At 54.1% G+C, this 24,614-nt stretch carries 26 protein-coding genes; 21 read left to right on the top strand and 5 right to left on the bottom strand.

Annotation, left to right across the window (positions count from 1 at the left end; translation table 11 throughout):
- The first annotated feature begins 114 nt into the window (after positions 1-114).
- The 4 genes from AAA927_RS10130 (at position 115) to AAA927_RS10145 (ending at position 3,684) form a co-directional block, all read left to right on the top strand.
- Complete coding sequence (locus tag AAA927_RS10130) at positions 115-1,371, top strand: NRAMP family divalent metal transporter (RefSeq protein ID WP_338217728.1); 1,257 nt, start codon at positions 115-117, stop codon at positions 1,369-1,371.
- Between the two features lie 75 nt (positions 1,372-1,446).
- The gene (locus AAA927_RS10135; RefSeq protein WP_338217729.1) at positions 1,447-2,352 is read left to right on the top strand and encodes a TMEM175 family protein; all 906 of its coding nucleotides are present in this window, start codon (positions 1,447-1,449) and stop codon (positions 2,350-2,352) included.
- Positions 2,353-2,569: 217 nt separating this feature from the next.
- The gene (locus tag AAA927_RS10140; RefSeq protein WP_338217749.1) at positions 2,570-2,881 is read left to right on the top strand and encodes a PadR family transcriptional regulator; all 312 of its coding nucleotides are present in this window, start codon (positions 2,570-2,572) and stop codon (positions 2,879-2,881) included.
- A gap of 2 nt (positions 2,882-2,883) precedes the next feature.
- The gene (locus AAA927_RS10145) at positions 2,884-3,684 is read left to right on the top strand and encodes a hypothetical protein (protein WP_338217730.1); all 801 of its coding nucleotides are present in this window, start codon (positions 2,884-2,886) and stop codon (positions 3,682-3,684) included.
- 51 nt (positions 3,685-3,735) lie between these two features.
- On the opposite strand, the gene AAA927_RS10150 is transcribed toward AAA927_RS10145, so the two are convergent.
- Together AAA927_RS10150 and AAA927_RS10155 are read right to left on the bottom strand one after the other, a co-directional pair.
- A complete protein-coding gene (locus tag AAA927_RS10150; protein ID WP_338217731.1) occupies positions 3,736-3,978 on the bottom strand; it encodes a YdeI/OmpD-associated family protein in 243 nt (80 codons plus the stop codon).
- 56 nt (positions 3,979-4,034) lie between these two features.
- The gene (locus tag AAA927_RS10155; RefSeq protein ID WP_125582146.1) at positions 4,035-4,241 is read right to left on the bottom strand and encodes a hypothetical protein; all 207 of its coding nucleotides are present in this window, start codon (positions 4,239-4,241) and stop codon (positions 4,035-4,037) included.
- Positions 4,242-4,451: 210 nt separating this feature from the next.
- Here AAA927_RS10155 and AAA927_RS10160 point away from each other — a divergent pair, with 210 nt between their 5' ends.
- From AAA927_RS10160 to AAA927_RS10190, 7 genes are all read left to right on the top strand, one after another.
- On the top strand, positions 4,452-5,411 hold the full coding sequence (locus AAA927_RS10160; RefSeq protein WP_435891523.1) for a glycosylasparaginase: 960 nt from the start codon (positions 4,452-4,454) through the stop codon (positions 5,409-5,411).
- 248 nt (positions 5,412-5,659) lie between these two features.
- On the top strand, positions 5,660-6,466 hold the full coding sequence (proB, locus tag AAA927_RS10165) for a glutamate 5-kinase (protein WP_338217733.1): 807 nt from the start codon (positions 5,660-5,662) through the stop codon (positions 6,464-6,466).
- Positions 6,463-7,704, top strand: coding sequence for a glutamate-5-semialdehyde dehydrogenase (locus tag AAA927_RS10170; RefSeq protein WP_338217734.1), 1,242 nt, complete (start codon positions 6,463-6,465; stop codon positions 7,702-7,704). The genes proB and AAA927_RS10170 overlap by 4 nt, the downstream gene beginning before the upstream one ends.
- A 97-nt stretch (positions 7,705-7,801) precedes the next feature.
- Positions 7,802-8,779, top strand: coding sequence for a serine hydrolase (locus tag AAA927_RS10175; RefSeq protein ID WP_338217735.1), 978 nt, complete (start codon positions 7,802-7,804; stop codon positions 8,777-8,779).
- 196 nt (positions 8,780-8,975) lie between these two features.
- Complete coding sequence (locus AAA927_RS10180) at positions 8,976-9,227, top strand: hypothetical protein (protein ID WP_125582155.1); 252 nt, start codon at positions 8,976-8,978, stop codon at positions 9,225-9,227.
- A gap of 68 nt (positions 9,228-9,295) precedes the next feature.
- Positions 9,296-9,541: a hypothetical protein gene (locus AAA927_RS10185; RefSeq protein WP_125582157.1), complete on the top strand. Its 246-nt coding sequence runs from the start codon at positions 9,296-9,298 to the stop codon at positions 9,539-9,541.
- Positions 9,542-9,637: 96 nt separating this feature from the next.
- On the top strand, positions 9,638-9,874 hold the full coding sequence (locus AAA927_RS10190; RefSeq protein WP_338217736.1) for a CsbD family protein: 237 nt from the start codon (positions 9,638-9,640) through the stop codon (positions 9,872-9,874).
- A gap of 45 nt (positions 9,875-9,919) precedes the next feature.
- Here the strand turns inward: AAA927_RS10190 and AAA927_RS10195 are convergent, their stop codons facing one another.
- A complete protein-coding gene (locus tag AAA927_RS10195; protein ID WP_338217737.1) occupies positions 9,920-10,723 on the bottom strand; it encodes a homoserine kinase in 804 nt (267 codons plus the stop codon).
- A 117-nt stretch (positions 10,724-10,840) separates the two neighbouring features.
- On the opposite strand from AAA927_RS10195, the gene AAA927_RS10200 reads away from it, so the two are divergent.
- Positions 10,841-11,518 carry a 2,3-bisphosphoglycerate-dependent phosphoglycerate mutase gene (locus AAA927_RS10200; RefSeq protein WP_338217738.1) on the top strand — a complete coding sequence of 226 codons (678 nt, stop codon included), beginning with the start codon at positions 10,841-10,843 and terminating at the stop codon, positions 11,516-11,518.
- 43 nt (positions 11,519-11,561) lie between these two features.
- On the opposite strand, the gene AAA927_RS10205 is transcribed toward AAA927_RS10200, so the two are convergent.
- Entirely contained in the window at positions 11,562-12,902 is a 1,341-nt protein-coding gene (locus AAA927_RS10205) for a C1 family peptidase (RefSeq protein ID WP_204119546.1), read from the bottom strand.
- 505 nt (positions 12,903-13,407) lie between these two features.
- On the opposite strand from AAA927_RS10205, the gene AAA927_RS10210 reads away from it, so the two are divergent.
- The 3 genes from AAA927_RS10210 (at position 13,408) to AAA927_RS10220 (ending at position 16,440) form a co-directional block, all read left to right on the top strand.
- Positions 13,408-14,301 carry a glycosyltransferase gene (locus tag AAA927_RS10210; RefSeq protein WP_338217739.1) on the top strand — a complete coding sequence of 298 codons (894 nt, stop codon included), beginning with the start codon at positions 13,408-13,410 and terminating at the stop codon, positions 14,299-14,301.
- A gap of 30 nt (positions 14,302-14,331) precedes the next feature.
- On the top strand, positions 14,332-15,348 hold the full coding sequence (locus AAA927_RS10215; RefSeq protein ID WP_338217740.1) for a glycosyltransferase: 1,017 nt from the start codon (positions 14,332-14,334) through the stop codon (positions 15,346-15,348).
- A gap of 72 nt (positions 15,349-15,420) precedes the next feature.
- Entirely contained in the window at positions 15,421-16,440 is a 1,020-nt protein-coding gene (locus tag AAA927_RS10220; protein WP_338217741.1) for a glycosyltransferase, read from the top strand.
- 340 nt (positions 16,441-16,780) lie between these two features.
- On the opposite strand, the gene AAA927_RS10225 is transcribed toward AAA927_RS10220, so the two are convergent.
- Entirely contained in the window at positions 16,781-16,984 is a 204-nt protein-coding gene (locus tag AAA927_RS10225; protein ID WP_204119550.1) for a hypothetical protein, read from the bottom strand.
- Between the two features lie 73 nt (positions 16,985-17,057).
- Between AAA927_RS10225 and secA2 the strand changes: the two genes are divergently transcribed.
- The 6 genes from secA2 to asp3 are packed head-to-tail and all read left to right on the top strand — an operon-like array spanning position 17,058 to position 24,578.
- The gene (gene secA2 / locus AAA927_RS10230) at positions 17,058-19,406 is read left to right on the top strand and encodes an accessory Sec system translocase SecA2 (RefSeq protein ID WP_338217742.1); all 2,349 of its coding nucleotides are present in this window, start codon (positions 17,058-17,060) and stop codon (positions 19,404-19,406) included.
- Between the two features lie 10 nt (positions 19,407-19,416).
- Positions 19,417-20,646, top strand: coding sequence for a preprotein translocase subunit SecY (locus tag AAA927_RS10235; protein ID WP_338217743.1), 1,230 nt, complete (start codon positions 19,417-19,419; stop codon positions 20,644-20,646).
- A gap of 17 nt (positions 20,647-20,663) precedes the next feature.
- Positions 20,664-22,238 (top strand): accessory Sec system glycosyltransferase Asp1, encoded by a 1,575-nt coding sequence (asp1, locus tag AAA927_RS10240; protein ID WP_338217744.1) that lies wholly within the window; start codon positions 20,664-20,666, stop codon positions 22,236-22,238.
- Complete coding sequence (locus AAA927_RS12935; RefSeq protein ID WP_435891524.1) at positions 22,239-23,252, top strand: accessory Sec system protein Asp2; 1,014 nt, start codon at positions 22,239-22,241, stop codon at positions 23,250-23,252. It begins immediately after the preceding gene.
- Positions 23,253-23,268: 16 nt separating this feature from the next.
- Positions 23,269-23,799, top strand: coding sequence for an accessory Sec system protein Asp2 (locus AAA927_RS12940; protein WP_435891525.1), 531 nt, complete (start codon positions 23,269-23,271; stop codon positions 23,797-23,799).
- Entirely contained in the window at positions 23,799-24,578 is a 780-nt protein-coding gene (asp3, locus tag AAA927_RS10250) for an accessory Sec system protein Asp3 (RefSeq protein WP_338217746.1), read from the top strand. The genes AAA927_RS12940 and asp3 overlap by 1 nt, the downstream gene beginning before the upstream one ends.
- Positions 24,579-24,614 lie beyond the last annotated feature (36 nt).

Here is a 24,614-nt window from a genome sequence, read left to right on the forward strand (position 1 = left end):
ATTTAATGGGACAACAAAGCGATTTTGACGATTGGACGACTGCGCGTTTTGGGCCAAAGTGACTAGGCGACTGGGATGCTTTGCGCTAAACTGTGAAAGTTAAAGGAGTGAGGTATGATCGCACGAGAGAAAATAATGCGCCGTGCTTTTTGGCAGCGTCATCGCTTTTTGGCGGTGTGGGGACCAGGGCTATTGGTGATGCTGGCCGATACCGATGCTGGGTGTCTAATTACCGCGGCACAGTCTGGCGCACAGTGGGGCTACACCATGGTGCTGCCGCAGCTGGTGCTGATACCAGTCTTGTTTATGGCCCAAGAAATGACGGTGCGACTGGGGATTATCACTCAGGAAGGGCATGGCGCCCTGATCCGTCAGTACTTTGGCCGCGGCTGGGCCTGGTTGGCCGCGATTACGCTGGGTATTTCCGCGGTGGGGGCGCTGCTGACAGAATTCATCGGCATTGCTGGCGTCGGGGAACTTTTTGGGGTGTCCAAGTGGATCACGATCCCGATTGCCACGATTTTTCTGGTTAGTCTGGCCTTTTTGGGCGAGTACCGGCGGGTGGAGAAAATCGGGGTGTTGGTGGGCTTGGCCGAGTTCGTTTTCATCATCGCAATGTTCATGGCGCGGCCGCAGCTATCAGATATCCTGCAGGGGCTGGTGACGATTCCTTGGCACAATCGCAGTTACGTGTATTTGGTGGCGGCGAATGTCGGGGCGGTGATCATGCCTTGGATGTTGTTCTACCAGCAAGGGGCAGTGATTGATAAGCATTTGACGCCGGCAGACATTCCGCAAGAGCGACGGGATACGGCGGTCGGCACGCTGGTGACGCAAGGCATCATGATTGTGTTCATTGTGACTTTTGCGGCGACGGTGGGGCAGCACGGCGGCAGCGAGGCCTTTGCCACAGTGGGGCAAATGGCCAGCGCGCTAGCGCCGTTCTTGGGCCGTCTGCCGGCCAATCTGCTCATTGGTATGAGTCTGTTCGGCGGGTCAATGGTGGCGGCGCTGGTGGTCGCGTTGGCAGGGACTTGGGGTCTGACCGAGGTGCTAGGCTGGCCGCACAGTCTCAATGAACCTTTTAATCGAAAAAGTGCCGGTTTTTATCTGATCTACATCGGGGCTCATGTGATTGGGGCGGTGTTGGTGCTGGCCAACATCCAGCTGGTGGACTTGGCGGTGACAGTTGAAGTGATCAATGCGCTACTGGTGCCCATTGTCCTCGGCTTTTTGCTCTTACTAGAGGCCAAGGCCTTACCAGACCGGTATCGGATGCACGGGTGGTACCGGTTCGCCGCGACTACCATGTGTCTGCTGGTGATGGTGTTTGGCCTGTACATGGTGGGGCCAATTCTCCACCTGTGGTAAGGGCCAATGAGGGCGTTACTTGCACCGCACCGGGTTAACCAGTAGAATACGAGCAGTTAACCAAAGGAGCACATTATGGAAAAACTCAAAAGTCGCCTCGATGCCTTTTCGGATGGGGTCATGGCGGTCATCATTACCATCATGGTGCTGGCCATTGCGCCAGTGCTACATGACAGCTGGGCCAATTACCTGGCGATGGGGCAGCACATTGGTATTTACATGATTACCTTTGTCTTCGTGTTTAACATGTGGTATCAGCACAGCACGGCCTATGCCGAAATCGAGACCATGACCTATCAGATTTTGATTTGGGAAGTCGTCTTTTTTGCGGTGTTGTCCTTAATGCCACTGTTTACCGACATGATGGCGGAAAATACCACGCGCGTGACGGTGATGCTGTATGGGGTGACCCAAGCGGTGATCAGCTTTCTGTTTCGGGGGCTGGCGAAGTCCATCGTCCATCTGCAGTTCACGACCAAAGCCGAGATGCAGCAGGTGTATCAAAAAATCTACGGCAATGCTAATCGCTGGTTAGATGGGCTGTCGTTAGTCGCCATTATTGTCGGCTACTTCCTGCCGCAGGTGGCATTATTCTTCTACTTGGCTTACCCGATTATGAGCTTCTTCCTGAACGCCGATGCCCGCCAGCAAATGTACGATGCCGAGGCCTTACCGGCGGAGCAGCAGAAGGATCTCGCCGAACTGCCAGCTTCGGCCTATGTGGACTGGCGTAAACTGGCCGATCAGCTCTATGATCAGCGCGCCGCAGCGGCAGGGCAAGGTTCGACACCGGCCACAAGTCGCACCGAACAAGGCTCACCGCGTTGGAGTGAGTGGTTGAATCGTAGCCTGGATCCACGCTATCAAAAAGCGGTGAAAGCAAAGTTCCAAAATGCGACGCCAGAGCAGCGTCAGCAAATGGCAGCGTGGTTTGCCCAGCAGCGCCGAGGTCGCAACAATCGCCGTCGCGATGAGCAGTGAATTTCGGCTTAAATTGTGTTTCTGTCACCATAAATCGCTTTAAATAAGGGAAAAGTGAGCGTTCATCCGCCACTTTCCCCTTATTTTTGTGTCATTTATGGGTAAGTAACAAAAGGCGAATCAGTTATTGATACTGTGCTTTACAAGGTAGATAACAGCCTGTATACTTTGTATTGCAAAGTAGGAGGTGAAGGCCGTGGCCAAAATCGAAACGCAAATGCTTAAAGGCATGCTGGAAAATGCGATTTTGATGATCATTGCGCAAGGAGAAACGTATGGGTATGCCTTGTTGCAGCAGCTGGCTGACGCTGGGTTTGGGACCATTCCTGAGGGCACCGTGTATCCGCTACTGCTCAAGCTACAACGCAATGGCCTGATTGAAGCGCAGCGGCGGGCGATGGCAGTAGGACCTGATCGCAAGTATTATCGCTTAACTGAGGCTGGGGCCAACCAAATTCAAACCTTTTTACCACAATGGCAACAGCTGGCCACAGCAATGACGACTTTGATTAAACAACAGGAGGGGTAACCATGGATTTGATGAAGGCCAACAATCAGCGTCTCAAAGCGCTACACGGCTTGGACCGGCTGTACGCGGAGACTTTGGTCACTTATATGCGCGGGTTTTGGGGGAAAGACAGCGCCGCGATGGAAGACGCACTGGCGGATTTGCTTGACGATATGCAAGCGGCAGCGGCGGATGGCATTTCGGCTAAAGCGCATTTCGGGGTTGATCCGCAAACAGCGGCCGATGAGATTTTGGCCCAGTTGCCCACTGCCAGTATTTGGCAGTGGCTGGTGCGCCTGTGGCCGTTGTTTAATGTCTTGTGCGCGATTGTGCTTGGCGGTGGCGCGGTGATTACGGCGCTAGGGGAGCCTTTTACCTTAGACTTAGCCATGCAGTGGAGCCTGTTGCCACTAGTGTTTTTGCCTGTGGTGAGCCTCTTTCGCGGTCTGGGGTTCAACCACATCCAACGCAAAACCAAATGGCGCGCCGGGATAGGGCTCGTCCTAGCAATTGGCTTTTACGTTGCCATGTTCTTCCTGCCGGCCACACCGCTGTCGGATGACGTCATTTTGTGGGGCGGCGCCGGGGTGATTGTGAGCTTGCTCGCTTTCAATCTAGCATTGCTTAAACCGCTGCCGCAGTTAACGAAGCCGTGGCTCGTTTTTTGGGTACTAGGGGCCTTGTTAATGGGCCTGCAGGAGTTGGTTTTACCGCAAGCAGTGTGGGTGATGGCAGCGGTATTAGTGGTAGCGCTGGCGACGGCGGTCTACATTCACCAAGCGGCCAAACTGCACTTTGTGGCGCAAGCCCGCGGCGCCTTGTAACCAGGTGCGACTTTGAATCAAAAATGACCAAGCACTCGCTTGGTCATGGTATTATTTGGCGCGCTGATCATAAGCACGTTTCGATTTATAACCGGCAGCCAACACCTCGCTCATCTTAGCGAGGTGTTTTTGCTTGGTGGCCTCGCTGGCGGTGCCAAAAATGAAGCGCGCCCATTCACGCTGATAGCCTGGCGTTAAGGTGTTGAAAAAGGCCTGCAAGTCAGGCTGGGCGGCGAGCAAGGCCGCCACTTGAGGAATCATGGGTTCGTAAGCGGCTAAAGGTTTGGTAGGCATGAAAGGCCTTCTTTCCTAGGTTTACCCTTTATTTTACCAGACCGCGTCAATCGGCGTTAGAACAGGTTAAAGGCTACCATCACCCCGCCGATGATGAAAAGACCGCCGAAGAGGTACCCGCTGTACAAAGCATACATGATGAACGGTGACGTGTTTTTGTTGCCGTTTTGTTTCATTTCTTTGAAGGCGTGCGTGGTGGCGTGGAACTGCCACAGCCCGACCACCACTAGCACGATTCCCAATAAAACACCCCAAATTGACATTTTCATTTCCTCCTTAGTGGTAGTGCCCGGCTACCTGATGACACCCAAAGTGTAGCATTGAACAAATCAGGCCACATGCAACTTTCGCCTGATTTACTGCCTTGGTTGCTTCAGCCTTTAGTCCCGCCTCACCGGTTGGAAAAATCAGCGGCGTCGGGTCCATTTTAGCTGTCAGACGGGTATACTAAGACCCATCAGACAAACGAGAGGATGAGGCAGATGAAGTGGGGGACAATTGCTACCTGGCGCATGGCGCATGATGGCGTGGTTAAGGCCAGTGATCTGTTGGCGCAACAAGCTCAGGCTGGGGATGCCGTCGAGGCGCTGATCAAAACCGTCGAGGCTTACCCATATTATAAAAGTGTGGGTTACGGCGGTTTGCCAAATGAAGAAGGCGTGGTCGAAATGGACGCCGCGTTCATGGATGGCGACACCTTAGCGCAAGGCGCGGTCGGGGGCATCCAGAATGTCAAACATGCGATTTCGGTAGCCCGGGCCTTGGCCAAGTATCATTACAACAGCTTCCGGGTCGGCGAAGGCGCCACCAAGTTTGCACTGTTGCATGGTTTTGAAATGACGAACATGCTGACGCCGCGAGCCAAAGCCGAATGGCAAAAACGGCTGCAAGCTTTGCGCCAGCAGCCGATGACCGCTTACGACGGCCACGATACCGTCGGGGCCATTGCGCTGGATCAAACCGGCTCGATGGCGGTAGGCACCTCCACCTCAGGCCTGTTCATGAAAAAAGCCGGCCGGGTGGGCGATTCGCCGCTGTCCGGGTCTGGCTACTACGCTGACAGTGAAGTCGGCGCCGCGGCGGCGACTGGGCTTGGCGAGGACATCATGAAAGGCTGCATGTCTTATGAAATCGTGCGGCGCATGGCAGCAGGGGCCACCCCGCAAGCCGCTTGCGACCAGGCTGTGTATCCCTTTGTGGCCAAGCTCAAAGCCCGGTATGGCAAGGTCGGTGAATTTTCACTGATTGCCATGAATCACAATGGCGAGTGGGGCGTTGCGACCAACGTTGAGTTTACCTTTAGTGTGGCCACTGCTGATCAGCCGGCGCAAATCTTGATTGCCCATCCGGCAGCGGAAGGCCACACGAAGATTGAACCAGTGTCTGAAGCCTGGCTCACCAATTATGAGCGTGAATTAAAGGCGCCACTATAAAGCTGCAAACCAGAGGTAGTTGACAAGCTTCGCCTGGCCGGCTATACTACCTATCAATCCCTGCAATGTAAGTAGAACCGTTCAGGAAGCGCGGCCTTGACTGTGAGCTGCGCCTGGTGTTCGAACCCGACTTGCAGATGAACCAATAATTTAATGAGCTGATAAAGTGTGAAGCGCTGCTTCGAACGAGGATGGTACCGCCCAGGAATGGGTGCCTCGACGAAGCGGCGCTTTTTGTTTTTGAAAGGATGTTGACGATGGTTTCACGAGTGGTGGTAAAAATTGGCACCAGTAGTTTGATTTATCCCAATGGTCAGGTGAATTTACAAACGATTGATCGCCTGGCATATACCTTATCAGCAGTGAAAAATAGTGGCTGTGAAGTGGTGCTGGTGACCTCAGGCGCCATCGGGGTCGGCTTGGCCAGCCGCCGGATGACGGCGCGGCCCAAGGCGATTGCCGCCCAGCAGGCGCTAGCCGCGATTGGCCAGTCCGAGCTGATGCGGCTATACAGCGAGCGCTTTAGCGATTACGGCACGACGATTGCCCAACTACTGTTGACGCATGATGTCTTTGATTATCCGCTCACCAAGCAGCATGTGCTGGATACCATTCAGACCCTGCTGGCGCAACAGGTGATTCCGGTGATCAACGAAAATGATTCGGTGGCGACGGATGAGCTGGCGCATCGCACCACGTTTGGGGATAATGATCAACTTTCAGCGCTGGTGGCCACCCAGATTGATGCTGATCAGCTGATTGTCTTGTCTGATATTGACGGGTTGTATGATAAAGATCCGCATCAGTTCGCCGATGCGCGGTTGGTGCCAGTCGTCACAACGCCGGCGATGTTGGCCGCGGCGGCCGCTGGTGGTAGCAGCACGCGCTTCGGCACTGGCGGCATGGTGACGAAACTCCGCGCCGCCAAAGCAATGATGACCACTGGCAAACAAATGGTGTTGTGCTCTGGCCAAGATCCGCGCCTGGTGCTCCAGGTGCTGGCAGGTGAGCAAGTGGGCACGCGTTTTGGTCAAGTGAAGGAGGAAATCCGATGATTGATTTAACCCAAATGGGGCAACAAGCCCAAGCCGCCGCCCAAGTCCTGGCGCAGTTAGATACCGCTACGAAAAATCAGGCGCTGCAGGCGATGGCGGCTGAGCTGACCACCCACACCGAACAGATTTTAGCTGCCAATGCGCGTGATTTGGCGGCGGCCAGTAACCAGCCGGCCAAGTTTACTGATCGTCTGCGCCTGACCCCAGCGCGCATCACAGATATGGCCAATGGCTTGACCAGTGTGGCGGCCTTGCCTGACCCGACGGCGCGCATCGATGGCGGCTTCACCAACGCGGCCGGGCTGTCCATCATTCAAAAGCGGGTCCCGCTGGGCGTGGTCGGGATGATTTATGAAGCCCGTCCGAATGTCACCGTGGATGCTGCCGGGTTGACACTCAAAAGTGGTAACGCCGTGATGCTGCGCGGGGGTAAGGAAGCCCTGCAGTCGAATCTGGCTTTAACCCAAGTACTGCAAACCGCGCTGACCAAGGTCGGCTTGCCGGCGCAGGCCGTGCAGCTGGTGGCAGATCCAAGCCGCGCTCTGGCCAATGAGATGATGCATCTGACCGCGTATCTCGATGTTCTCATTCCTCGCGGTGGCGCCAGCCTGATTCAGGCGGTGGTCAACACCGCCACCGTGCCGGTGATTGAAACCGGGGCGGGGAATTGTCACATTTACGTGGATCAAACAGCTGACCTGGCAATGGCCAAGGCCATTGTGGTCAATGCTAAGGTACAGCGGCCCAGCGTTTGCAACGCTGCCGAAAAGCTGTTGATTCATCAAGCGGTCGCTGCCGATTACTTGCCAGCCTTGGCGGCGGCGCTGCAGGCGCATGGGGTGGCCTTGCGCGGGGATGAGGCGGCCAGGGCGATTGTGCCCAATATGGCGGCAGCAACCGCGGCCGATTGGGATACCGAATATAATGACTTGATCATGGCCGTTAAGGTGGTCGCTGATGAGGACGAAGCGATTGCCCATATTAACCGGCACAACACGAAACATTCTGAAAGTATTATCACCAATGATTATGCCAGCAGCGAACGCTTTTTGAATCAGGTCGACGCCGCTTGTGTCTATGTCAATGCTTCGACCCGGTTTACCGATGGCGAGCAATTTGGTTTTGGCGCCGAAATCGGCATCAGCACGCAGAAGCTGCATGCCCGCGGACCCATGGGCTTGGCCGCCTTGACCACCACTAAATATCAGATTCGGGGCAATGGTCAGGTGCGCGAGTAGCTCGCGCATCAATGAGAAATGATAAAAGCTTAATTTTCTTCTTATAAAATTCACATGCCTGGTTTATTATTAAGCTAATAAACAGGGAGCAAAAGGCATGCGCAGAAAAAAACGGCCGATTTGGCATCGCATCATTCCATTCACTTTACTGGTCATCAGCGTGCTGTGGCTGGCAATTGCCGCCATCGTGCATGAGGTGACGACAGATGACGCCACCGATGCAGCAGATGCCCCGGTGGCCACCAGCAGTAGCGTCAGCACTAGCAGTACCAGTGCCAGCAGTACCGCTAAAGTCACGACGCTAAGTAAAACTCAGGTGGCGGCCAAACAGCAAAGCATCAAGCAGGCGCTGAACACGTATCTGGCGCAGATTACCAAAAGCGGCCATGTCGCGGTGAGTTTCTACAACTTAGCACCGGTGGCTGGGAGCAGTGCCGCTAAGGCTAAAGACGCGGCAGTGTACGCAGAAGGGGCGCTGGCCACTAGCGCCAATGCCCAGACCCAAATGGTGGCGGCGTCCACCTATAAGCTCTATATCACGGCTTGGCTGTTCCATGAAGTGGCCATTGGTGCCAAGACCTGGACCAGCAGTGACGAAAGCGGGTTTCAGGCGATGATCGTCAACAGCCAAAATGACTATGCCGAAACGGTATTGAAAAGCTCTGGCGGTACGCCGATCAACACCTACCTGAGTCAATTTGGCATTACCGCGCCGTTCCATTACTCTGGCGCGGCGACCACCAGCAGTGACAACCTGCTGACAATGCTCAAGCTGCTGGTGAAAGGGCAAGGTCCGTTTGCCGATGCCACCTATCGAAACAAATTGCTGACGGCCATGGGTAAGCAAGTTTACCGCGATGGCATTCCTGCTGCCGCCAGTGCGGCTGATCCAGGCAGCACGGTGCAGGACAAAGTAGGCTGGCTGGGCACGACCGATAATGACGCCGCAATCGTGACGACAGCTGAAGGCCAGCGCTACTTGCTGGTGATTATGACCGATAATGGCAGTTACCAGAATTTCTCGGCGATTAAGACCTATGCCGAGAAAATTCAAACCATTGTGTATGGTAGTTAACGGTCGCACCAATCTTATGTGAAAAATGAGGTTAAGTACACTTCTGGTGTTACTTGGCCTTTTTTAATGCAGTATTCAGAATAGTGCAGAAAATCACAAAATAACGTGTGTCTTTTTAAATATAATTAATAAATTATATTGACCATAAGAACACTAGTGGTATACTCGATTTATAAAAAGAAATGGAGGCGCTATCATGACAGCCATTACCAGACAAGCCATCGTTCGTTGCCACGCCAACGGCAACATGGAACACGATTTTATCGGCACCATCAAAAAATGCTACGAGAATTCTGCGCTGGTCATGATCGAGCAATTCGATCCAGCAGACCGGATGAATGCTCGCGACTTGCTTTATCAAGCCGTGATTTCAAAGCGCCAAATGGAGGTGCTGACGCCGGGGATTTCCGAGCAGCAGCAGCTTGAAGAGGACGAAGCCGCCAGTTAAGACGGCACTGGGCCAATTATGGTATAATAGACGACGTTGCATGTCGTTAACGACAAGGGGGAACTTTTTTGGCCCAAGAAATCAATGTCGGCGAAACTGTCGACGTCACAAAGAGCAAGCAGGTCCCGTTAAGCTTTACCGGGACGGTGGAAAAGTTATATGCCAACGCCGCGTTACTGACGATCGATCAGTTCGCAAAAAAAGACCACGAAACGGTTGAGGATCTCAAACACAAAACCGTGGTCAATTATAAAGACATCACCAAAGACGGTGAGGCGGTCCAACCGCCCGTCCCTGATGACGCGAAGAAGTAGGCCCTTGGGTCTATTTTTTTGTCTTTTTTGATAAAGCATTATATTCGCTTTTTATATAGAGCTTTGGGTATGATTGAGGAGTAAAGGAGGGATGATATGCCAGATTTTGATGCCATGAAAGACAAGGTCGCTGGTAAGGTGAAAGAAGCCGCCGGTAAGGTCACCAACAACGAAAAGTTGGAAGCCAAAGGCAAAGCCCAAAACCTGAAAGGTCAGGCCGAAGCAAAGCTGGATGCTGCCAAAAAGGACGCCGCCGCCAAAGCGGATGACGTCACCGAAAAGGCAGCCGAAAAATTCAACGATGCTGTGGATCACGTGCAGCATGACGACTAATCATCCAAAAAAGGGAGCCTGGCGTTGGCCAGACTCCTTTTTGGGTTAAACATGTGTCACGCCGCGCCGGGATAAGTGAAATGGGGCGACGGTGCCGGCAGTGAGCTGTTGCTGTAGCCGCGGGAAGAAGTCTTCGTGCTCGGTGAGCGCGAGGCACACCAGCGCCGGGCCATTGGCCGAAACGAAAGTCGTGAAGCCACCTGCTGCCAGTACCGCGCGGGAGACCATTTCGGCATGCGGATAGTAGCCGGCAGTCACTTGAGAACGCAACGGAAAATGCTGCTGCAGCCAAGGACCATCGGCATTCATCATCGCGTTCATCACGCTGCGAGCCGAGGCGCCTTGCGTGCAAGGCGTAGGGTCAACCGGCGTTTCCACCACCTGATCCGGCACGTAAATCGCGCCTTGCACCAACTCAGTACCGAAGTTGATGATGTTGTTCGGCCGCGCGTAGACCAGACAGCCACCGAACAAGCTGGCCTGAATGGCCGCCTGATTGGGTTCGAAAAAGGCGGCCATGTTCAGCTTACGGGTCAAGGTGATCGGCTGCTGGCTCAGCGTTTCGGCCAGTTCAATGCCTAAAATCGTCGCCGCCAACGAAGCCCCTAAGCCAACACTGGGCGTGACCGTGGTGTTCAAGGTCAGTTCATGGGGCACCAGCATGGGATCTAGCGCTAACGCCACATCGATGATGAGGTTGGTTTGATCCGTGGGCAGCGTTTGGTCATTGGCAGTGATCTGCCATTCGAAGCTTTCCTCGCCGATGCTTAAGGTGACGCCACGGTCAATGGCCAGCGCCAAATCAGGTTGAATTCGTGATGTAATCGTGCCAGGCACCCATATCGCCATCTTAAGTCCTCCATATCATGAGATAAGAATAAGTATATCTAATTATATTCTCATTTTCCAGCCCTTTTTCTGATTTTCGGTGAAAATGGTATACTCTAGTGATTGGGAGGTTGACGGATGGTCAAACTGGTCTTACTCAGGCACGGCGAAAGTGCCGCAAATTTTTCTAATACCTACACCGGCTGGTCCGATGTCCCGCTGACGGCGCATGGCGTCCTCCAGGCGCAGGTGGCAGGGCAGGCGCTAGCAGCGCAGCAAATTTTGTTCGGGCATGTGCATACGTCGGTGCTCAAACGCGCCATTGAAACGGCCTACCTAGTGCAAGATGCGATTGGCCAAAACTGGTTGCCTATCACCAAATCCTGGCGCTTGAATGAACGCCACTATGGCGCCTTGCGCGGCATCAACAAGGACGAAACGCGTCAGCTCTTTGGCGCTCAGCAGGTGGCGTTGTGGCGGCGCAGTTACACGAGTCGGCCGCCGCTGTTGGTCAATCCTAGTCGCAGCCGGCGCTATCACCGCTTCCCAGCCAGCATCATTCCCCGCGGCGAAAGTTTGCAGGATGCCGAAACGCGCCTGATTGCTTACTGGAGCGATGAATTGGCCCCACGCCTGCTGCGCCAGGAGAACCAGTTGGTGGTCGCCCATGGTTCCACGCTGCGCGCCCTCATCAAATACCTAGAAGCCATTCCCGATGATCAAATCGACCAAGTGGAAGTGGCCAATGCCCAGCCGATTGTTTACACCTTAGACGACCGGTTGCACATTGTGGATAAAACCGTCATTACCAAATGAAGCCACGAAAAAAGCCGCATCGCTGCGGCTTTTTTGAATCTCATTAAGCTAAGGCACCCATTGGATCCCATGGCTTCAGAACAGTGGGGTGATCGTATTCATTCTTGATGACATCTTGCAAGTCTTGGCTCAGGTACTTCTTGTTGATGACCACTTGGTAAACGAATTCGTCGAACCAAGCATCACTAGCGACGAAGTAACCTTTGTCGCCGGCTTTTTCACCCCAAGAGTTTTCAACCTTCCACTTGGTTGGCTGGCCGTCAACAATGTCCACCCCGGTGATAACCATGGCGTGAGTCATCAGGCTTTCGCCGTAATCCAGGCGATCAGCCTTAGTCATGTCGAAGTTGGCGTTGAACAGGCCGTTCTTGTCGAACAAGGCTGGATCCATGATGCCCAGCTTGCTGTCAGAGGACTGACCAACATCGGAACCGAACCAAACCGTTTCACCGTTTTCCAGCTGCTTGATGGCTAGTTGCTTGAGGTTGTCCACAGTGAGGTTCAAGTGGCGCACTTCGCGGCCGCCAATGACGTTACCCAGCATCTCAACGGTGTACAGGTGGTTGTAAGGCTTGTCTGCCGTTGGGGCATTGATCAAGCTCTGGAACGCGTTGGTGTCCCAGCCAATGTACTTTTCGTAGAAAGTGCGGGGGGTCAAGTCGCGGTCGATGTGGTAGTTCTTGTCATCGTCGCGATATTCGAAGTCGAACTTGGTTGGCGGCACGCCCAGCGTGTAAGCCAAAATCCGGTAATCTTCGGAGAGCATCTTGTCCTTGGCTGCTTGAATGTCTTCATCGCTGGCGTTATCGGCGACCAGCTTGCGCAGGGTCACCGCATCTTTGCGCAACTTCAGGTTTAAGACTTTGTTCATCTGACCGGAAGCAGAGGAGCTGAAGGTTTCAGGCATCACGGACTTCGGCACGATCCCGTACTTGTCGATGATGGCTGTCAGCATATCCCACTGACCACCATCGCCCTGAGGGTTGGCCATCAGCCAAGCCACTTTGCGACTGTCAATGTCTTCGCCGGCGGTCTTCAAGACGTTTTCGTAGAAGTAGTTGGACTTTTCGAATTTGTCCCAGAAGAAAGTAAAGTTCTGGGAGAGTTCAAAGCCTTTGATTTTGAATTGTTGTTGAATGTCATGGCGCATCGTGTTCAATGCGGCGAACATCCAGCAGCGGCCGGATTGCTTCTGGTCGGCCACGGTGCCGGTGCTCAAATCAATGGAGAAGGTTTTCTCCATGGTGGTTTGGCTGTGCACGTCCTCGCTGGACTTCAGCACCCCGTTGTTCATGACGGCTTTTTGGATGGCCGCGCTGCCTGGGGTATTTTCCAGGTCAGCTTGGTACTTAGCAAGATCTTCAGCAGTAACTGCCTTTGACATGTTCCGTTCACTCCTTTAATTAGAAAATAATGATACACTCTCAGACTTTCTCAGTTTAGCATAAAGCCGCAGGGGAAGGAACCCGCGAGGCGTGAAAAACCGCAAGCAATGTCGACCTCAAAATGAAAATCGGCTGGCAAAAGCCTTGACGGCGAAATTTGGCCTTTGTAAACGCAGGTGCAGGTACCGGTGATTGACGGTGGTAGCCGCGTCGGCCTAGACTGAGGTTAGTGGCCGGCGCAACGACCGGCTGACGTTATGGTATGCCCCAAGCCGACGTGATCAATGCTATCCGGCAAAGGAATCTTGCAAAAATTGACTGTTCCGACAAGACCGGGAATGTTATGGTTAACTAGGATTCCTATCACAAGGAACTGAACGCTGAATGGGCCGGCCAAGCCAATGCGGCTTGTTGGTGACCATCGGCGCAGACTGAAATCAGAATTGACCGGCGTTGCGCCTTGACGCAATGGCGATGAAAACGGTGCTCGGAGGGAGTTTGTTTATGGCAAAAAATGCAGTGGTGTATACGGTCAGTGGCCCGCACATTTTACTTTGTGCCACTTCGATTGCTTCTTTGATTGACCATTATCAAAGCGAAGACGCGCTTGATATCTTGGTGGTCACAGAAGGCGAGTTGGATGCCGATGTCGCGCTACTGCGTGAGCTGCCAGACTTCTACCAGAAACCGCAAGTACATTTGTTTGTCTGGCAAAAGCCACCCATCACCTCTGAACTCAAGCACTACGATAATGCCCGCTTTGGGCAGGTGACCTTGTGGCGGCTGTTCGTGCCGGCGTATTTCCCCAATTACGAACAGCTTTTGATGATTGATAACGACACCATCATCATGGCCGATATTGCGCCACTGTTCAGCCTGAATCGGCCGGGCAACGTGATGGCGGCAGTGCCAGATTTCTACTATTACACGTTAAACCCGCCAGTTGACCAAAATGTCTTACCGGATTTTTCGAGCATGAAGGCGTACTTCAACTCCGGGGTGTTGGTCATCAATGTGGCGCTGTATAACGAGCTGTTCAAACCAGAGATGCTGGTTGAGCGGGCGGATCAGGCGAATTACCAATATCCGGATCAGACGCTACTGAATATGCTGACGGCAGGCAAGGTGACCTTGCTCCCGTTTCGGTACAACTTCCAAAAAGACGACGACTGGTTGACTCACTGGGCGGAGCAAACCGATCCGGCAGTGGCCGCTGACATGACCGCAGAGCGCCAGCACGTGGTGATTCGCCATTTCCTGAGCAATCTTTATGGCTACCGGCCGTGGGGTCATTTGGCGGTGATGGATGAATTCGAAGCCGCTTTTTGGCAGTACTTCAGCCAAACTCGGGAATTTTTCACAACAGAAACCAAGCGCAGAGGGTTGAACCATTATTAATGGTCGTTGCCCACATCGAGGAGAGTAAATATGCTTTATACTGTGACACCAATTCAAGGCCCCACCGACCAAGCGGTGATCAAACCCAAAGAAGACACCGCCGTTTTTCTTAGTAACATCGGTTTTTTGCCTTTGCGCTATTCCCGCTATATCAATAATGAAGACCATTGGGAAACTGAAATCAAAGGCGGGATTTTAGCGCCAGTGCAAGCCGGCGATATTGTCATCCCGCAAGTACCAGGGTATGCACCGCTGACCGTGGAAGATGCCTTCGTGCATGGCACGCATGATCGCGGCGGGAAGGTGATTGCCTTAGTGCACGACGCGGAGTACCTGCGTTATCCCAAGAGCTACGACCGCAAGACCTGGGTCGAATACCTCGGCTCCTACGACGCCTTGCTGGTGAATACCCCAGAAGAAAAGCGCCAAGTGTTGGCCAGTGGGGTGAACCTGCCCATTGTCGTGACTGGTCCTTGGGGCTACATTCAACCCATCGGCTCGCGCCAGCCGCATTTTTCCAAGACGATTCACTATGCCGGTAACCTGGTGGAATGGAAGGGCGGCTTCATGGCCAACATCCCTGCCGAGCTGCAGGTCAAGTTGTACGGCTCTAGCGATGGCAACAGTGATTTAGGCTATAGCATCGCCGATTCCGTGGAGCGCATGGGCTCATACTCGCAAGAAGCTTTGGCCCTGGCCTTGGACAACGGTTTTGGGTTGGTTTGGGACGAGAATTCGACCCATCACTACAACGACTACGCTTTGATCAACATGCCGCATAAGCTGAGCTTGTACTTGTCACTGGGCCTGCCAGTGATTGCCAAAAAAGGCAGCCAGGTGGGCAATTTTGTGGCGGCTAATCACGTCGGCATTGTGGTGGATGATATGGAAGCCTTGGTGCCTGTGATGGCGGCGATGGATGAAGACCAGTACAATCAACTACTGGCGGCGGTCAAACCAGTGGAAGCTTTGATTCGCTCCGGGCGCCATCTCCAGCTGGCGGCGCTTAAGGCCATCATGGCGGTGAATGGTATTTCTGAATACTAAGCCGTCAGCAACCGATTCCCACGCCGCCTGCCGCACTGGCAGACGGCGTTCCCTTTGTCCTAGGAGGTCAACATGAATTACATTATCAGTCCGCTTCAGGCGGCGTCCGATCAAGCGGTGGTTAAGCCGAAAGAAGACGTGGCCCATTATCTTCAGCAAATCGGTTTTCAGCCGCTTTGGTACAACCGCTTCATCAAATTTGAAGGCGACGGCGACTGGGCCGGGCGCATTGAGGGAATGCTGGGGCCGGTGCAAGCCGGCGAGGTGGTCATCTATCAGACCCCGACCTATGCGGATATCACGATTGAAAAGTACATCATTGAGGCCGTGCACCAGCGCCACGCGAAAATCGTGGCGTTTGTTCATGATGTCGAGTATCTGCGCTATCCGGAGCTGTACCCGAAAGTGGAATGGCTAGATTATCTCAATAGTTTTGATGTCGTGATGGTTTCAACCACCCCCATGGCGGCTGCGATTAAGGCGGACGGGGTGAAGCGCCCGATTATTATCAGTGGCCCATGGGGGTACGTGGAGCCGATGACGTACCACCAGCCAAGCTTCAGCCGCACCTTGCATTATGCTGGCAACTTGATGAAGTGGAAGAGTGGTTTTCTGCGGCATGTGCCAGCTAGCCTAGATGTCCAGGTGTATGGCTCGGAAAATGGTCAAACCAACTTAAGTTATCCGCTTGGCCCTGGGGTCACCTACCGCGGCACCATGTCGCAGGCAGAGTTGGGCTTAACGTTGACGAACGGCTTTGGCTTGATTTGGGATGAAGATGATCAGGGCCACTACGCCGCCTATGCGCGCATCAACCAGGCGCATAAATTCAGCCTGTACTTGGCGCTGGGCTTGCCGGTGATTGCCAACCGCGAAAGCGCGATTGGGGCCTACATCGAGCAAAATCAGGTCGGGCTGGTGGTTGATCACCTGACCCAGCTCCCTGATGTGATGGCCGCGCAAACCGAGGCCACTTATGGCCCGCTGGTTGACCAGGTTAAAGCGCTGTCCGCCTTGATTCGCGCTGGCCGCCACACCCAGTTAGCCGCCTTAAAAGCCGTGTTAGCGGCGCATGATATTACCAGTGAATAAGTGGCACTTAAGGCGCCACTTTGCCTGCTTTCAATAACTGCCACCATCATCAACGACAAAAAGAAGCGGCTTCATTCCCAGTAGTTAAGGAATGAAGCCGCTTAATTGTGGCCCTGGCAGCGGCTTATTGTTCACTGCCAGCTAGGGCGCCAGGCTTGCTTTTCGCCTGCTGCTTTTGGTTCACTAGAGGCAACAGGCGACCCCAAGTCGAGCCGGTCGTCAAAATTGTTCCCTATGTGTACCATTTTTCGAAACGAGAGTTGTCATATATGAGCGTGGAAATAATTGGCCTGTGCTATACTTTAAATAACATTTTTTCTGAAAAATGAGCCCCTGCCGCTTAAAACATGGTCAAAAGCGGCACCAAGATGCCAATCAGCATCAATCCGGCCAACAGAAACGCCATGAAAATTTGTGAACCTTTACCCCCAGGCTTTTTCTTGGTAGGTTTGACGATTTCATTTTTTTCTTTGGCGAATCGGCCTTCGATGTCTTGGTCGAGCAAGCTATCGGCTTGGTTAATCTTTTTTTTCTCTGTTTTCATACCCACATTATATGGATGCCGGCGTGAAACTGCAACGTGAACTCACTGAAGCCAAAGGAACGATGATCCCGAGATGAATTTTTCCCTGCGTAGACATAAATACATCCGGCAAACCCGGCAAATCCAAGCCTTGATCAAGCAGTATCAGGCGCTCGGCGATGAGCAGCTGAAGGCGAAGACCGCAGAATTGCGTGAACAGCTCGCCCAAGGCAAGCCGCTAGATAAGCTGCTAGTGGAAGCCTATGCGACAGTCTGTGAGGCGGCGCGGCGGGTGCTGGGCATGGTGCCGTATGACGTTCAGATTTTGGGCGCGGTGGCCATGGAAGACCGCAACATTATCGAAATGAAAACCGGTGAAGGCAAAACGCTGACCGCCATCATGCCCATGTACCTGCATGGTCTGACCGGGCCGGGCAACTTCTTGATCACCGCCAATGAATACTTGGCCAACCGTGATGCCAAAGAAATGGGTGTTGTTTACCAGTGGCTGGGTCTGACCGTGATGCCTGGGGTGGCAGAAGAAGGCAGTGATGAGGAAGAACTCGATCGCCATCAGGTGTACAGCGCGGATATTGTGTACACCACTAACAGCGCTTTGGGCTTCGACTATCTCACCGACAAGCTGGCTTCGACCGCTGATGACCGCTACATGCAAGGCTTCAATTTTGCCTTGCTGGATGAAGCGGATGCCGTGCTGCTCGATTCGGCCTCGACGCCGCTGATTATTTCTGGCGCGCCGCGGCCGCAATCGAATTTTTACGTGTCTTCGGACCGGCTGATCAAAATGCTGGTGGAAGACGAAGACTTTGAACGCAGTGAAGACGAAAAGCAGGTCTGGTTCACCCCGGCCGGGATTAAACGGATGCAGGCGTATTTTGGCGTGGACGATTTACTCAGCAAAGATTGGACCGATTTGTACCGCCATCTGGTGCTGGCCTTACGGGCGAATTACCTGCTGAAGCCAGACCGTGATTACATCGTCGCGCATGGCGAGGTGTCGTTGATCGACATTACCAATGGCCGCGAACTGACCGGGATGAAGCTGGAAGCGGGGATGCACCAGGCGCTGGAGGCCAAAGAAGGCGTCAATATTACCCAGGAAATGCGGGCAATGGCGCAGGTCACGTTCCAGAACTTATTTCGCATGTTCCATCAGCTGGCGGGCATGACCGGGACTGCCGCCACGGATGCATCAGAGTTCATGGAAATTTATCACTTGGCTGTTTTTAAGGTGCCGACGCACAAGCCGAATATTCGTAAGGATCGGCCGGACCGGCTGTTCATCAGCAATGAAGCCAAATTGTTGGCCTCACTCAAGGTGATTCGCCAAGCCTATGCGGACAAGCGGCCAGTGCTGATTGAAACCGGCTCTTTGGCCCTGTCCAACCTGTATTCGCGGTTGCTTTTGCGCGAAGGCATCCCGCACAGCCTGTTGAATGCCCGCTCCGCTGCTAAGGAAGCGAACATTGTCGCCGAAGCTGGGCGGCCAGGCGCGGTCACCGTTGCGACTTCCATGGCCGGCCGTGGCACCGATATTCACCTCGGTGATGGCGTCAAGGCGCAAGGTGGGCTGCTGGTGCTGGGCACCGAGCGGATGGATAATCCGCGGGTGGACAACCAACTCCGCGGCCGCGCCGGCCGCCAAGGCGATCCCGGTGAGAGCTTGTTTTATGCCTCGCTGGAGGACCGCATTGTCTTGCAAAACGCGCCGCGGCATGTGCGCAAGTGGACCGAAAAGCATGCCACAGCTGAAAAACAACGGTTGAGTAACCATGGCCGCTTCCGCCATGTGATTGACAATGCCCAGCGCGTCATCGCAGCGGGGGAGCGTTCCGAGCGGTTTTCCACCTTGCAGTATGGTGAAGTGTTCCGGGTGCAGCGCGATAAAATCTACGAGCAACGTGATGCCATCATTGCCGGTGAGGATGTGCAAGGCAAAGTCGAGTTTGCCGTTAAACAGGCAGCGCAAGACTTTGTTGAAGATCATCGCCAGCCGGATGTGGCGGCGTTTTTGGATTTTGTTTATCAGCATGTTGACCGCGATTACAATCCCGCCCCGGTGCGTGAAGAACCAAAGCTCGCCGCCGACGTTGATTACTTGACCGACTTAATCATGGAGCGGCTCGCCGTGGTGCATGAAAAGTTGCCCGCCGAGGATCAATGGGCCTATTTTGAACGGCTGGCGTTGCTAAAGGCCATCGACTGGGAGTGGATTGAGCAAGTGGACAACTTGCAGACCCTCCAAAGTGTCACCATGAATCGCAGCACGCAAGGTAGCAATCCCATGTATGAGTATCAAAAAGAAAGCCGGCGCAGTTTTAAGGTGATGAAGCGTGCTTTGTATCAAGGCGTGCTGGCCAATCTGCTGTGCTCGGAGCTCGTGGCGAAAGCCGATGGTACCGTGAAGGTTAATTTCCCTTAAGGAGGCAGCAATGAAAACCAATCATGATTTACTGAAGCGCTGCCTCACCACGATGCTGCTGGTGGCCATTTTGGCCCTGGGTCAGCAAATTCCGATTCCGGGCTACGATTTGACAGCCGCATCTGATGCTTTGGCCAAATTCCAGTTTCTGAAGGTCTTTAGCTACGCCACTGGTGGCGCGCTGGGCGCGCCGACTTTGATGTCGCTGGGCCTTGGCCCCTACATGACGGCGCTGATTTTATGGCAGGCGTTGTCTTCCTTGGGCATTCCCGCTGTGGATAAGCTGTCCATGCGCACCGCCGGCTTCATTCAAAACGGCATCACCGCGGTATTAGCTTTGGTGCAAGGCTTTGAAATGCTGTGGCTGAGTCGCTCGGCGCTGACGCCTTTGTATCTGCCAGGTGGCAGCTATGATTTTTCCTTCCTGGTGGCGCTGCTCATTCTGACCGCTGGGGCGATGCTAGTGGTCTATCTGGCGCTGTATAACGCCGATCATGGTATTGGCAGCACAGTGATGCTGATTTTACCCGGGCTGATTTTGAACATTCCGAATATGCTCCAAAACGGGTGGGGCCACTCACCTTATCCGCTGACGCCGGTGCACATTGCCACGGCCTGCGTCGTGGGCGTGATTGTGCTGCTGGTGGCTGTGCCCTTGAACTACGGCGAAATCCGGTTTGAACTGCAAAAGCCAATGCTCGAAAGTGCCTTCTCTAAACCTTACTTACCATTGCCGTTTTTGACGGCGGGTTCGATGCCGTTCATGTTTTCGACTATGGTCTTTACCATTCCGCAAACGGTGGTGCAAGCCACCAACCTGCGTTTTTCCAAGGTTGGTCAAGCCATTCTCGCCTGGACCGATTACCTGAACTGGCGCGGCATTATCACGTATGGGGTGATTTTGGTGCTACTAGGCTTCGTGTTCGGTTTCGTGAACTTCCAGCCCAGCAAGCAAGCCAAAACCTTGAAGGAAAGCGGCGACTACATTGCCGGCGTGATGCCTGGCGATGACACGGAAGCCTTTTTGACTCATCACTTCCTGTGGCTGACGGTGATTGGCAACAGCATCATCTTTGTCATTGCCTTGATCCCACTGGTCATTGGTCTCTACGTCAAAGGCGTTTCCAATTACACCTTGCTGATTGGGAATTTGTTTATCATGATCACCATTATTTCGACGGTGGTCCAGCAGTTCCAGGCCCTGCGGCTCAAAAACCAGTACCAACTCTTCGATGAATAACCCTAAGGAGGTTCAGTATGCTGACATTATTGGTTGATTTAAACGCTGCGGATGCGCATCCGGACCTCAATCGGGTGGTGGAGCTGGCGCAAGTGTTCAAAGCTAATCAGCAGTCCTTTACCCTGATGACGGCAAAAGCCGCGCCGGATCTGCAGTTCATGCTGCACCAAGTGGGCTTGGATACCGTGCCGCTGGTGCGCTTATATGACGAGTTGCTAGGCATCCACGAGCCAATCGGGACGCCGCTGCAGCTGGCCGAAGTGCCGCTACCAGCAGATTTGCTTCCAGTGTATGCCTGGCCGAATGTGAATTACTTTGAGGGTGAGCGCCTGGCCAAAACTGTCTCGCTGCATCCGCTAGGGTTTGTCTGGCAAATCACGGACTATGAGCCCAGCGGCGCGCGCAGAGTGGCACAATACGATGACCGCGGCAATCGCTTGTATGTCGATTATCGTGAAAAAGGCAATGGGCTGGTTAAGCGTGAGTGGTTCGATGATCAAGATCAGCTCGTGATGACCGAAGACCGTCAAGGCGCTGTGACCATGGCACCGCCAGTCGCGAATCGCTTCGCCTTCAGCCACTATCCGGACCGTAGCGCGGTGCTGGCGGAAGTGATGGATCGCTGGGTGATGGCCGCTGGGCGCCAGCCGACGCTGGTGGCGACGATGACACCAGCTAATCTGGCGTTGCGCCGGCAGCTGACGCTGTTTCCGCAGGTGATTTTTCTCGCCGCTGCGAACACCGCGCTGAAAGTGGTGGATCGCCTCAGCGTTCAAGCCGCCGACCAGGTGGTGCTGCCAACGCAAGAAGACCGGCGGCTGTTTTTGCAGCAGTTCCAAAACACCACTGACTGGCAGGACCAAACCCGGGCCATTTTGCCTTATCCGACGACGTTGAGCCTCGGGCATAGTAACGAAGTACCAACGATGATGACTTACTGGTTTGTCGGTGATGCCGATGAAGCCGAGTTCCGCCAGACCTTAGAGCAGATGCTGACCATGCTGCAGAAGCACCGGGCCAGAACCGTCATGATTGAAGCCGCCGACGACGCCCAGGTGGAAACCGGCCAGCGCGTGGTGGCGCATTGGCTCGAAACCAAGCTTGGGGTGGATTTGCAGTCTGAGGATTATCAAAACGTGATGGCCTACCTCAAGAAAAAGCAAGCCAATGAGCTGACCCCGGCTGAGCGCAAAGCGGGCAAAAGTCTGCGGGAAAGTGCCGGTTGGGGGACGGCCAGTGCGGCCTACAACTTGCAGCAGCGCGTGGTGATGAACCCACCGCTGCCGCCGGAAGCTCAAGAAGCTGCGATGAGTTCAGCGCGTGTGTACTTGGATACCAGCAAGCTGACGAACCTGCGCTTGCAAATGCTGGCCATCAGCAATGCCATTCCGCAACTGGTGCGGCGCGCCAACGACTTTATCGAGGACCATCAAACTGGCCTTGTGGTGGCCACACCGGATCAAATCGTGCCGGGGCTGAGTTATTTCTTGGATACACTGCATCACTGGAATACAGCGCAAGTGGGCAATGCGGCTTTGCTAGAGGCCAACACGGCAACCCACATTATGAACGAGTGGAAAAAGGTGATTTAAATGGCAACCATCAACGTTTTACATGTGGCAGCCCGTTCGCTGCCGCTATGGGACGCGTTAAGTGATGATTTTGAATATGATTGGTTGCCGGATGAAACTGGGCAGCCAGTGGCAGACCAACCGCTGTTTTTGGCCAATGGGCAATTCAACCCGCGGTATTTCCGGGCGATTATTTTGCTCGATTCGACCTCACCTTGGCTCGATCAGCCTGAGCGGTTGCGGGCGCTGCCGGCCAATCAAATCATCTGTGATGTGCATGTGGCCCTGTCTGATGCGGCACTGGAGATTTTGAACCTGAAGAACGTGTTTTTCTTCGACTTCACTGACGTCAAAGGCTTGGCCCATGATCTCAATGTTGACTTTTTCGATGGCCAACACACTTTCGGGATGGGACCGCAGTTCTTGCGGCTCGATCCGACTTATCGCGGTCCGCTACGGCAAGAAGGCGGGGCGTATCGCGTCTTCACGGCCGCCAGTCCTGATTGGGTGCGGGTGGCGGCGCTGCCGAATCCGCAGTATGTGCCCGCCAATTTTGATGACCATCTCACTTTGGAATATGTCGAGCAGCCCGGGCAAGCCGAGCTGATGATGGCCATTGACCTGCTGGCGGAAGGGGCGCCGACCCAGCGCATTAAGCTCACCGGTGACCAACTCCATGAAGGCTATCACTTGCTTGCTGAGGCACCCACGGGGTTTAACGTGAGTTTCTACATTCGCGGTACTGGTGAAGTCAAACTGGGTAAATTCCATGTGCGTCGGTCCCGCGGGCGGTATGGCGAAGTGCTACTGAACTCGGTACGGCTGCTTGATCCGGCCAGTGGTTATGGCGGCATCATTGCCTATTTCGATGCCGGCGACTTGAAGCCGCCGTTGAATGTCTTCTTCTCGGGGTTCCGCGGGGATGATGGCTTTGAAGGGCGCGGGATGATGAGTAGGCTGGGCGCACCACATTTGCTGATTACCGATACCCGGTTAATGGGGGGGCGGCTTTTATATCGGCAGTCCCGCCTTTGAACAAGCCGTGCTGGATTTGATCAAACAAACCCTGAAGCGGCTGCATTTCACCCCGGATCAGTTAACCATGGGCGGCATGTCAATGGGCACCTACGCGGCCTTTTACTACGGCGCCCAGTTGCCGCCGCGGGCGATTTTCGCCGGTAAGCCGCTGACCAACCTCGGCGCCATTGCCAAAGCGGGGAAAATTCTGCGCCCTGGCGATTTTGAGGCCAGCTTCGATGTGCAACTATACTATGAAGGCGACTTAAGCACCGCTAGCAGTGAGCACTTAAATCAGCGGCTGTGGCAACAATTCGACCATGCCGATTTCAGCCAAACCACTTTTGCCATTGCCTATATGCGCGAGGATGGTTTTGACACCGGGGCCTTCAAGAATGTCTATGATCGTATCAAAGAACGCTTTCCTGACGGCCATTTCCTGTATAAAGGCATCAGCGGCCGCCATAACGACGACACGCCGGCCATCGTGGCTTGGTATACGTTGCAACTGCGGCATTTCTTAGCCCATGAGTTTGACCGTCCTGAACTGGAAGGAGGAAGCTAATGACAGCTCTGTACAGTTTATTCTGGGAACCTGGCACTGGCGAAACCTTCGACTATGGTTCCTTGATTGATTACCAGCCCCAGCGAGTGGTGCAATACCGCAACCCCTTGCTGTCGCCGAGCCGCATTATTCACGCCTGGCACGACAGCCAGTGGCAGCAGCAGGCCACGCCGGCAGTGCCACTGCCACTGCTCATTCCCGGCACCACGTATCAATTTTTCATTGATGCGGAGCAAACGCCGGCCAACTCGGTGGGACTGGCCATCGATTATTATGATCGGCAGGGCCAACGCATCGGCGATGATCTGCATGATGCGTTGCACGGCCAGTTTACGCTGCCGGCGCAAACGGCGACTTATCAGCTCAGTTTAATTACGTTAAATAATGAACATTTAACCTTCCGTTCGCTAATGATTGGGCCCGCAGAAGTGTTAAAAAACGCCCGGGTCGGCTGGCCCAGGACAGACAGAATTACAAATATTGACTGCGATAAATCCAATCAAGACGGTATACTTGATATCGTCTTGATGCGCCAGCGCGTCGGCGTTGAGGCGCTGCCCATGCCGCAGGCGCGACATCAGGTGTATTTAAAGCTGAGTCCGACTGAGCTGGCGACACCTGAACTGGGTCAATCGACCCTGCAGGCGCTAGTGAAACCGATTGTGGCTCACTATGGGCCAGCACGCGTCAGTCGCGCTAGCATTCGCACCAGCGGTCGCGGCACGGCGCAATCAGCGAGCTGGCTGCATCAGCTCCAAGCCGATCTGGCGAACAAATAACTCCGATAATGGCTAAGTACGGAAAAAGGTGGCATA

This window comes from Lacticaseibacillus salsurivasis (assembly GCF_036246225.1).
Classification (GTDB): domain Bacteria; phylum Bacillota; class Bacilli; order Lactobacillales; family Lactobacillaceae; genus Lacticaseibacillus; species Lacticaseibacillus salsurivasis.

What these genes read in the sequence shown, in the direction of transcription:
- asp1 (WP_338217744.1), top strand. Translation starts at nt 20,664, where the DNA reads ATGCTGACATTATTGGTTGATTTAAACGCTGCGGATGCGCATCCGGAC.
- AAA927_RS10190 (WP_338217736.1), top strand. Translation starts at nt 9,638, where the DNA reads ATGCCAGATTTTGATGCCATGAAAGACAAGGTCGCTGGTAAGGTGAAA.
- AAA927_RS10135 (WP_338217729.1), top strand. Translation starts at nt 1,447, where the DNA reads ATGGAAAAACTCAAAAGTCGCCTCGATGCCTTTTCGGATGGGGTCATG.
- AAA927_RS10180 (WP_125582155.1), top strand. Translation starts at nt 8,976, where the DNA reads ATGACAGCCATTACCAGACAAGCCATCGTTCGTTGCCACGCCAACGGC.
- AAA927_RS10175 (WP_338217735.1), top strand. Translation starts at nt 7,802, where the DNA reads ATGCGCAGAAAAAAACGGCCGATTTGGCATCGCATCATTCCATTCACT.
- AAA927_RS10170 (WP_338217734.1), top strand. Translation starts at nt 6,463, where the DNA reads ATGATTGATTTAACCCAAATGGGGCAACAAGCCCAAGCCGCCGCCCAA.
- proB (WP_338217733.1), top strand. Translation starts at nt 5,660, where the DNA reads ATGTTGACGATGGTTTCACGAGTGGTGGTAAAAATTGGCACCAGTAGT.
- AAA927_RS10150 (WP_338217731.1), bottom strand. Translation starts at nt 3,978, where the DNA reads ATGCCTACCAAACCTTTAGCCGCTTACGAACCCATGATTCCTCAAGTG.
- AAA927_RS10220 (WP_338217741.1), top strand. Translation starts at nt 15,421, where the DNA reads ATGAATTACATTATCAGTCCGCTTCAGGCGGCGTCCGATCAAGCGGTG.
- AAA927_RS10200 (WP_338217738.1), top strand. Translation starts at nt 10,841, where the DNA reads ATGGTCAAACTGGTCTTACTCAGGCACGGCGAAAGTGCCGCAAATTTT.
- AAA927_RS10145 (WP_338217730.1), top strand. Translation starts at nt 2,884, where the DNA reads ATGGATTTGATGAAGGCCAACAATCAGCGTCTCAAAGCGCTACACGGC.
- AAA927_RS10140 (WP_338217749.1), top strand. Translation starts at nt 2,570, where the DNA reads ATGCTTAAAGGCATGCTGGAAAATGCGATTTTGATGATCATTGCGCAA.
- AAA927_RS12935 (WP_435891524.1), top strand. Translation starts at nt 22,239, where the DNA reads ATGGCAACCATCAACGTTTTACATGTGGCAGCCCGTTCGCTGCCGCTA.
- AAA927_RS10215 (WP_338217740.1), top strand. Translation starts at nt 14,332, where the DNA reads ATGCTTTATACTGTGACACCAATTCAAGGCCCCACCGACCAAGCGGTG.
- AAA927_RS10155 (WP_125582146.1), bottom strand. Translation starts at nt 4,241, where the DNA reads ATGTCAATTTGGGGTGTTTTATTGGGAATCGTGCTAGTGGTGGTCGGG.
- AAA927_RS10225 (WP_204119550.1), bottom strand. Translation starts at nt 16,984, where the DNA reads ATGAAAACAGAGAAAAAAAAGATTAACCAAGCCGATAGCTTGCTCGAC.
- secA2 (WP_338217742.1), top strand. Translation starts at nt 17,058, where the DNA reads ATGAATTTTTCCCTGCGTAGACATAAATACATCCGGCAAACCCGGCAA.
- AAA927_RS10160 (WP_435891523.1), top strand. Translation starts at nt 4,452, where the DNA reads ATGAGGCAGATGAAGTGGGGGACAATTGCTACCTGGCGCATGGCGCAT.
- asp3 (WP_338217746.1), top strand. Translation starts at nt 23,799, where the DNA reads ATGACAGCTCTGTACAGTTTATTCTGGGAACCTGGCACTGGCGAAACC.
- AAA927_RS10205 (WP_204119546.1), bottom strand. Translation starts at nt 12,902, where the DNA reads ATGTCAAAGGCAGTTACTGCTGAAGATCTTGCTAAGTACCAAGCTGAC.
- AAA927_RS10235 (WP_338217743.1), top strand. Translation starts at nt 19,417, where the DNA reads ATGAAAACCAATCATGATTTACTGAAGCGCTGCCTCACCACGATGCTG.
- AAA927_RS10210 (WP_338217739.1), top strand. Translation starts at nt 13,408, where the DNA reads ATGGCAAAAAATGCAGTGGTGTATACGGTCAGTGGCCCGCACATTTTA.
- AAA927_RS10130 (WP_338217728.1), top strand. Translation starts at nt 115, where the DNA reads ATGATCGCACGAGAGAAAATAATGCGCCGTGCTTTTTGGCAGCGTCAT.
- AAA927_RS10195 (WP_338217737.1), bottom strand. Translation starts at nt 10,723, where the DNA reads ATGGCGATATGGGTGCCTGGCACGATTACATCACGAATTCAACCTGAT.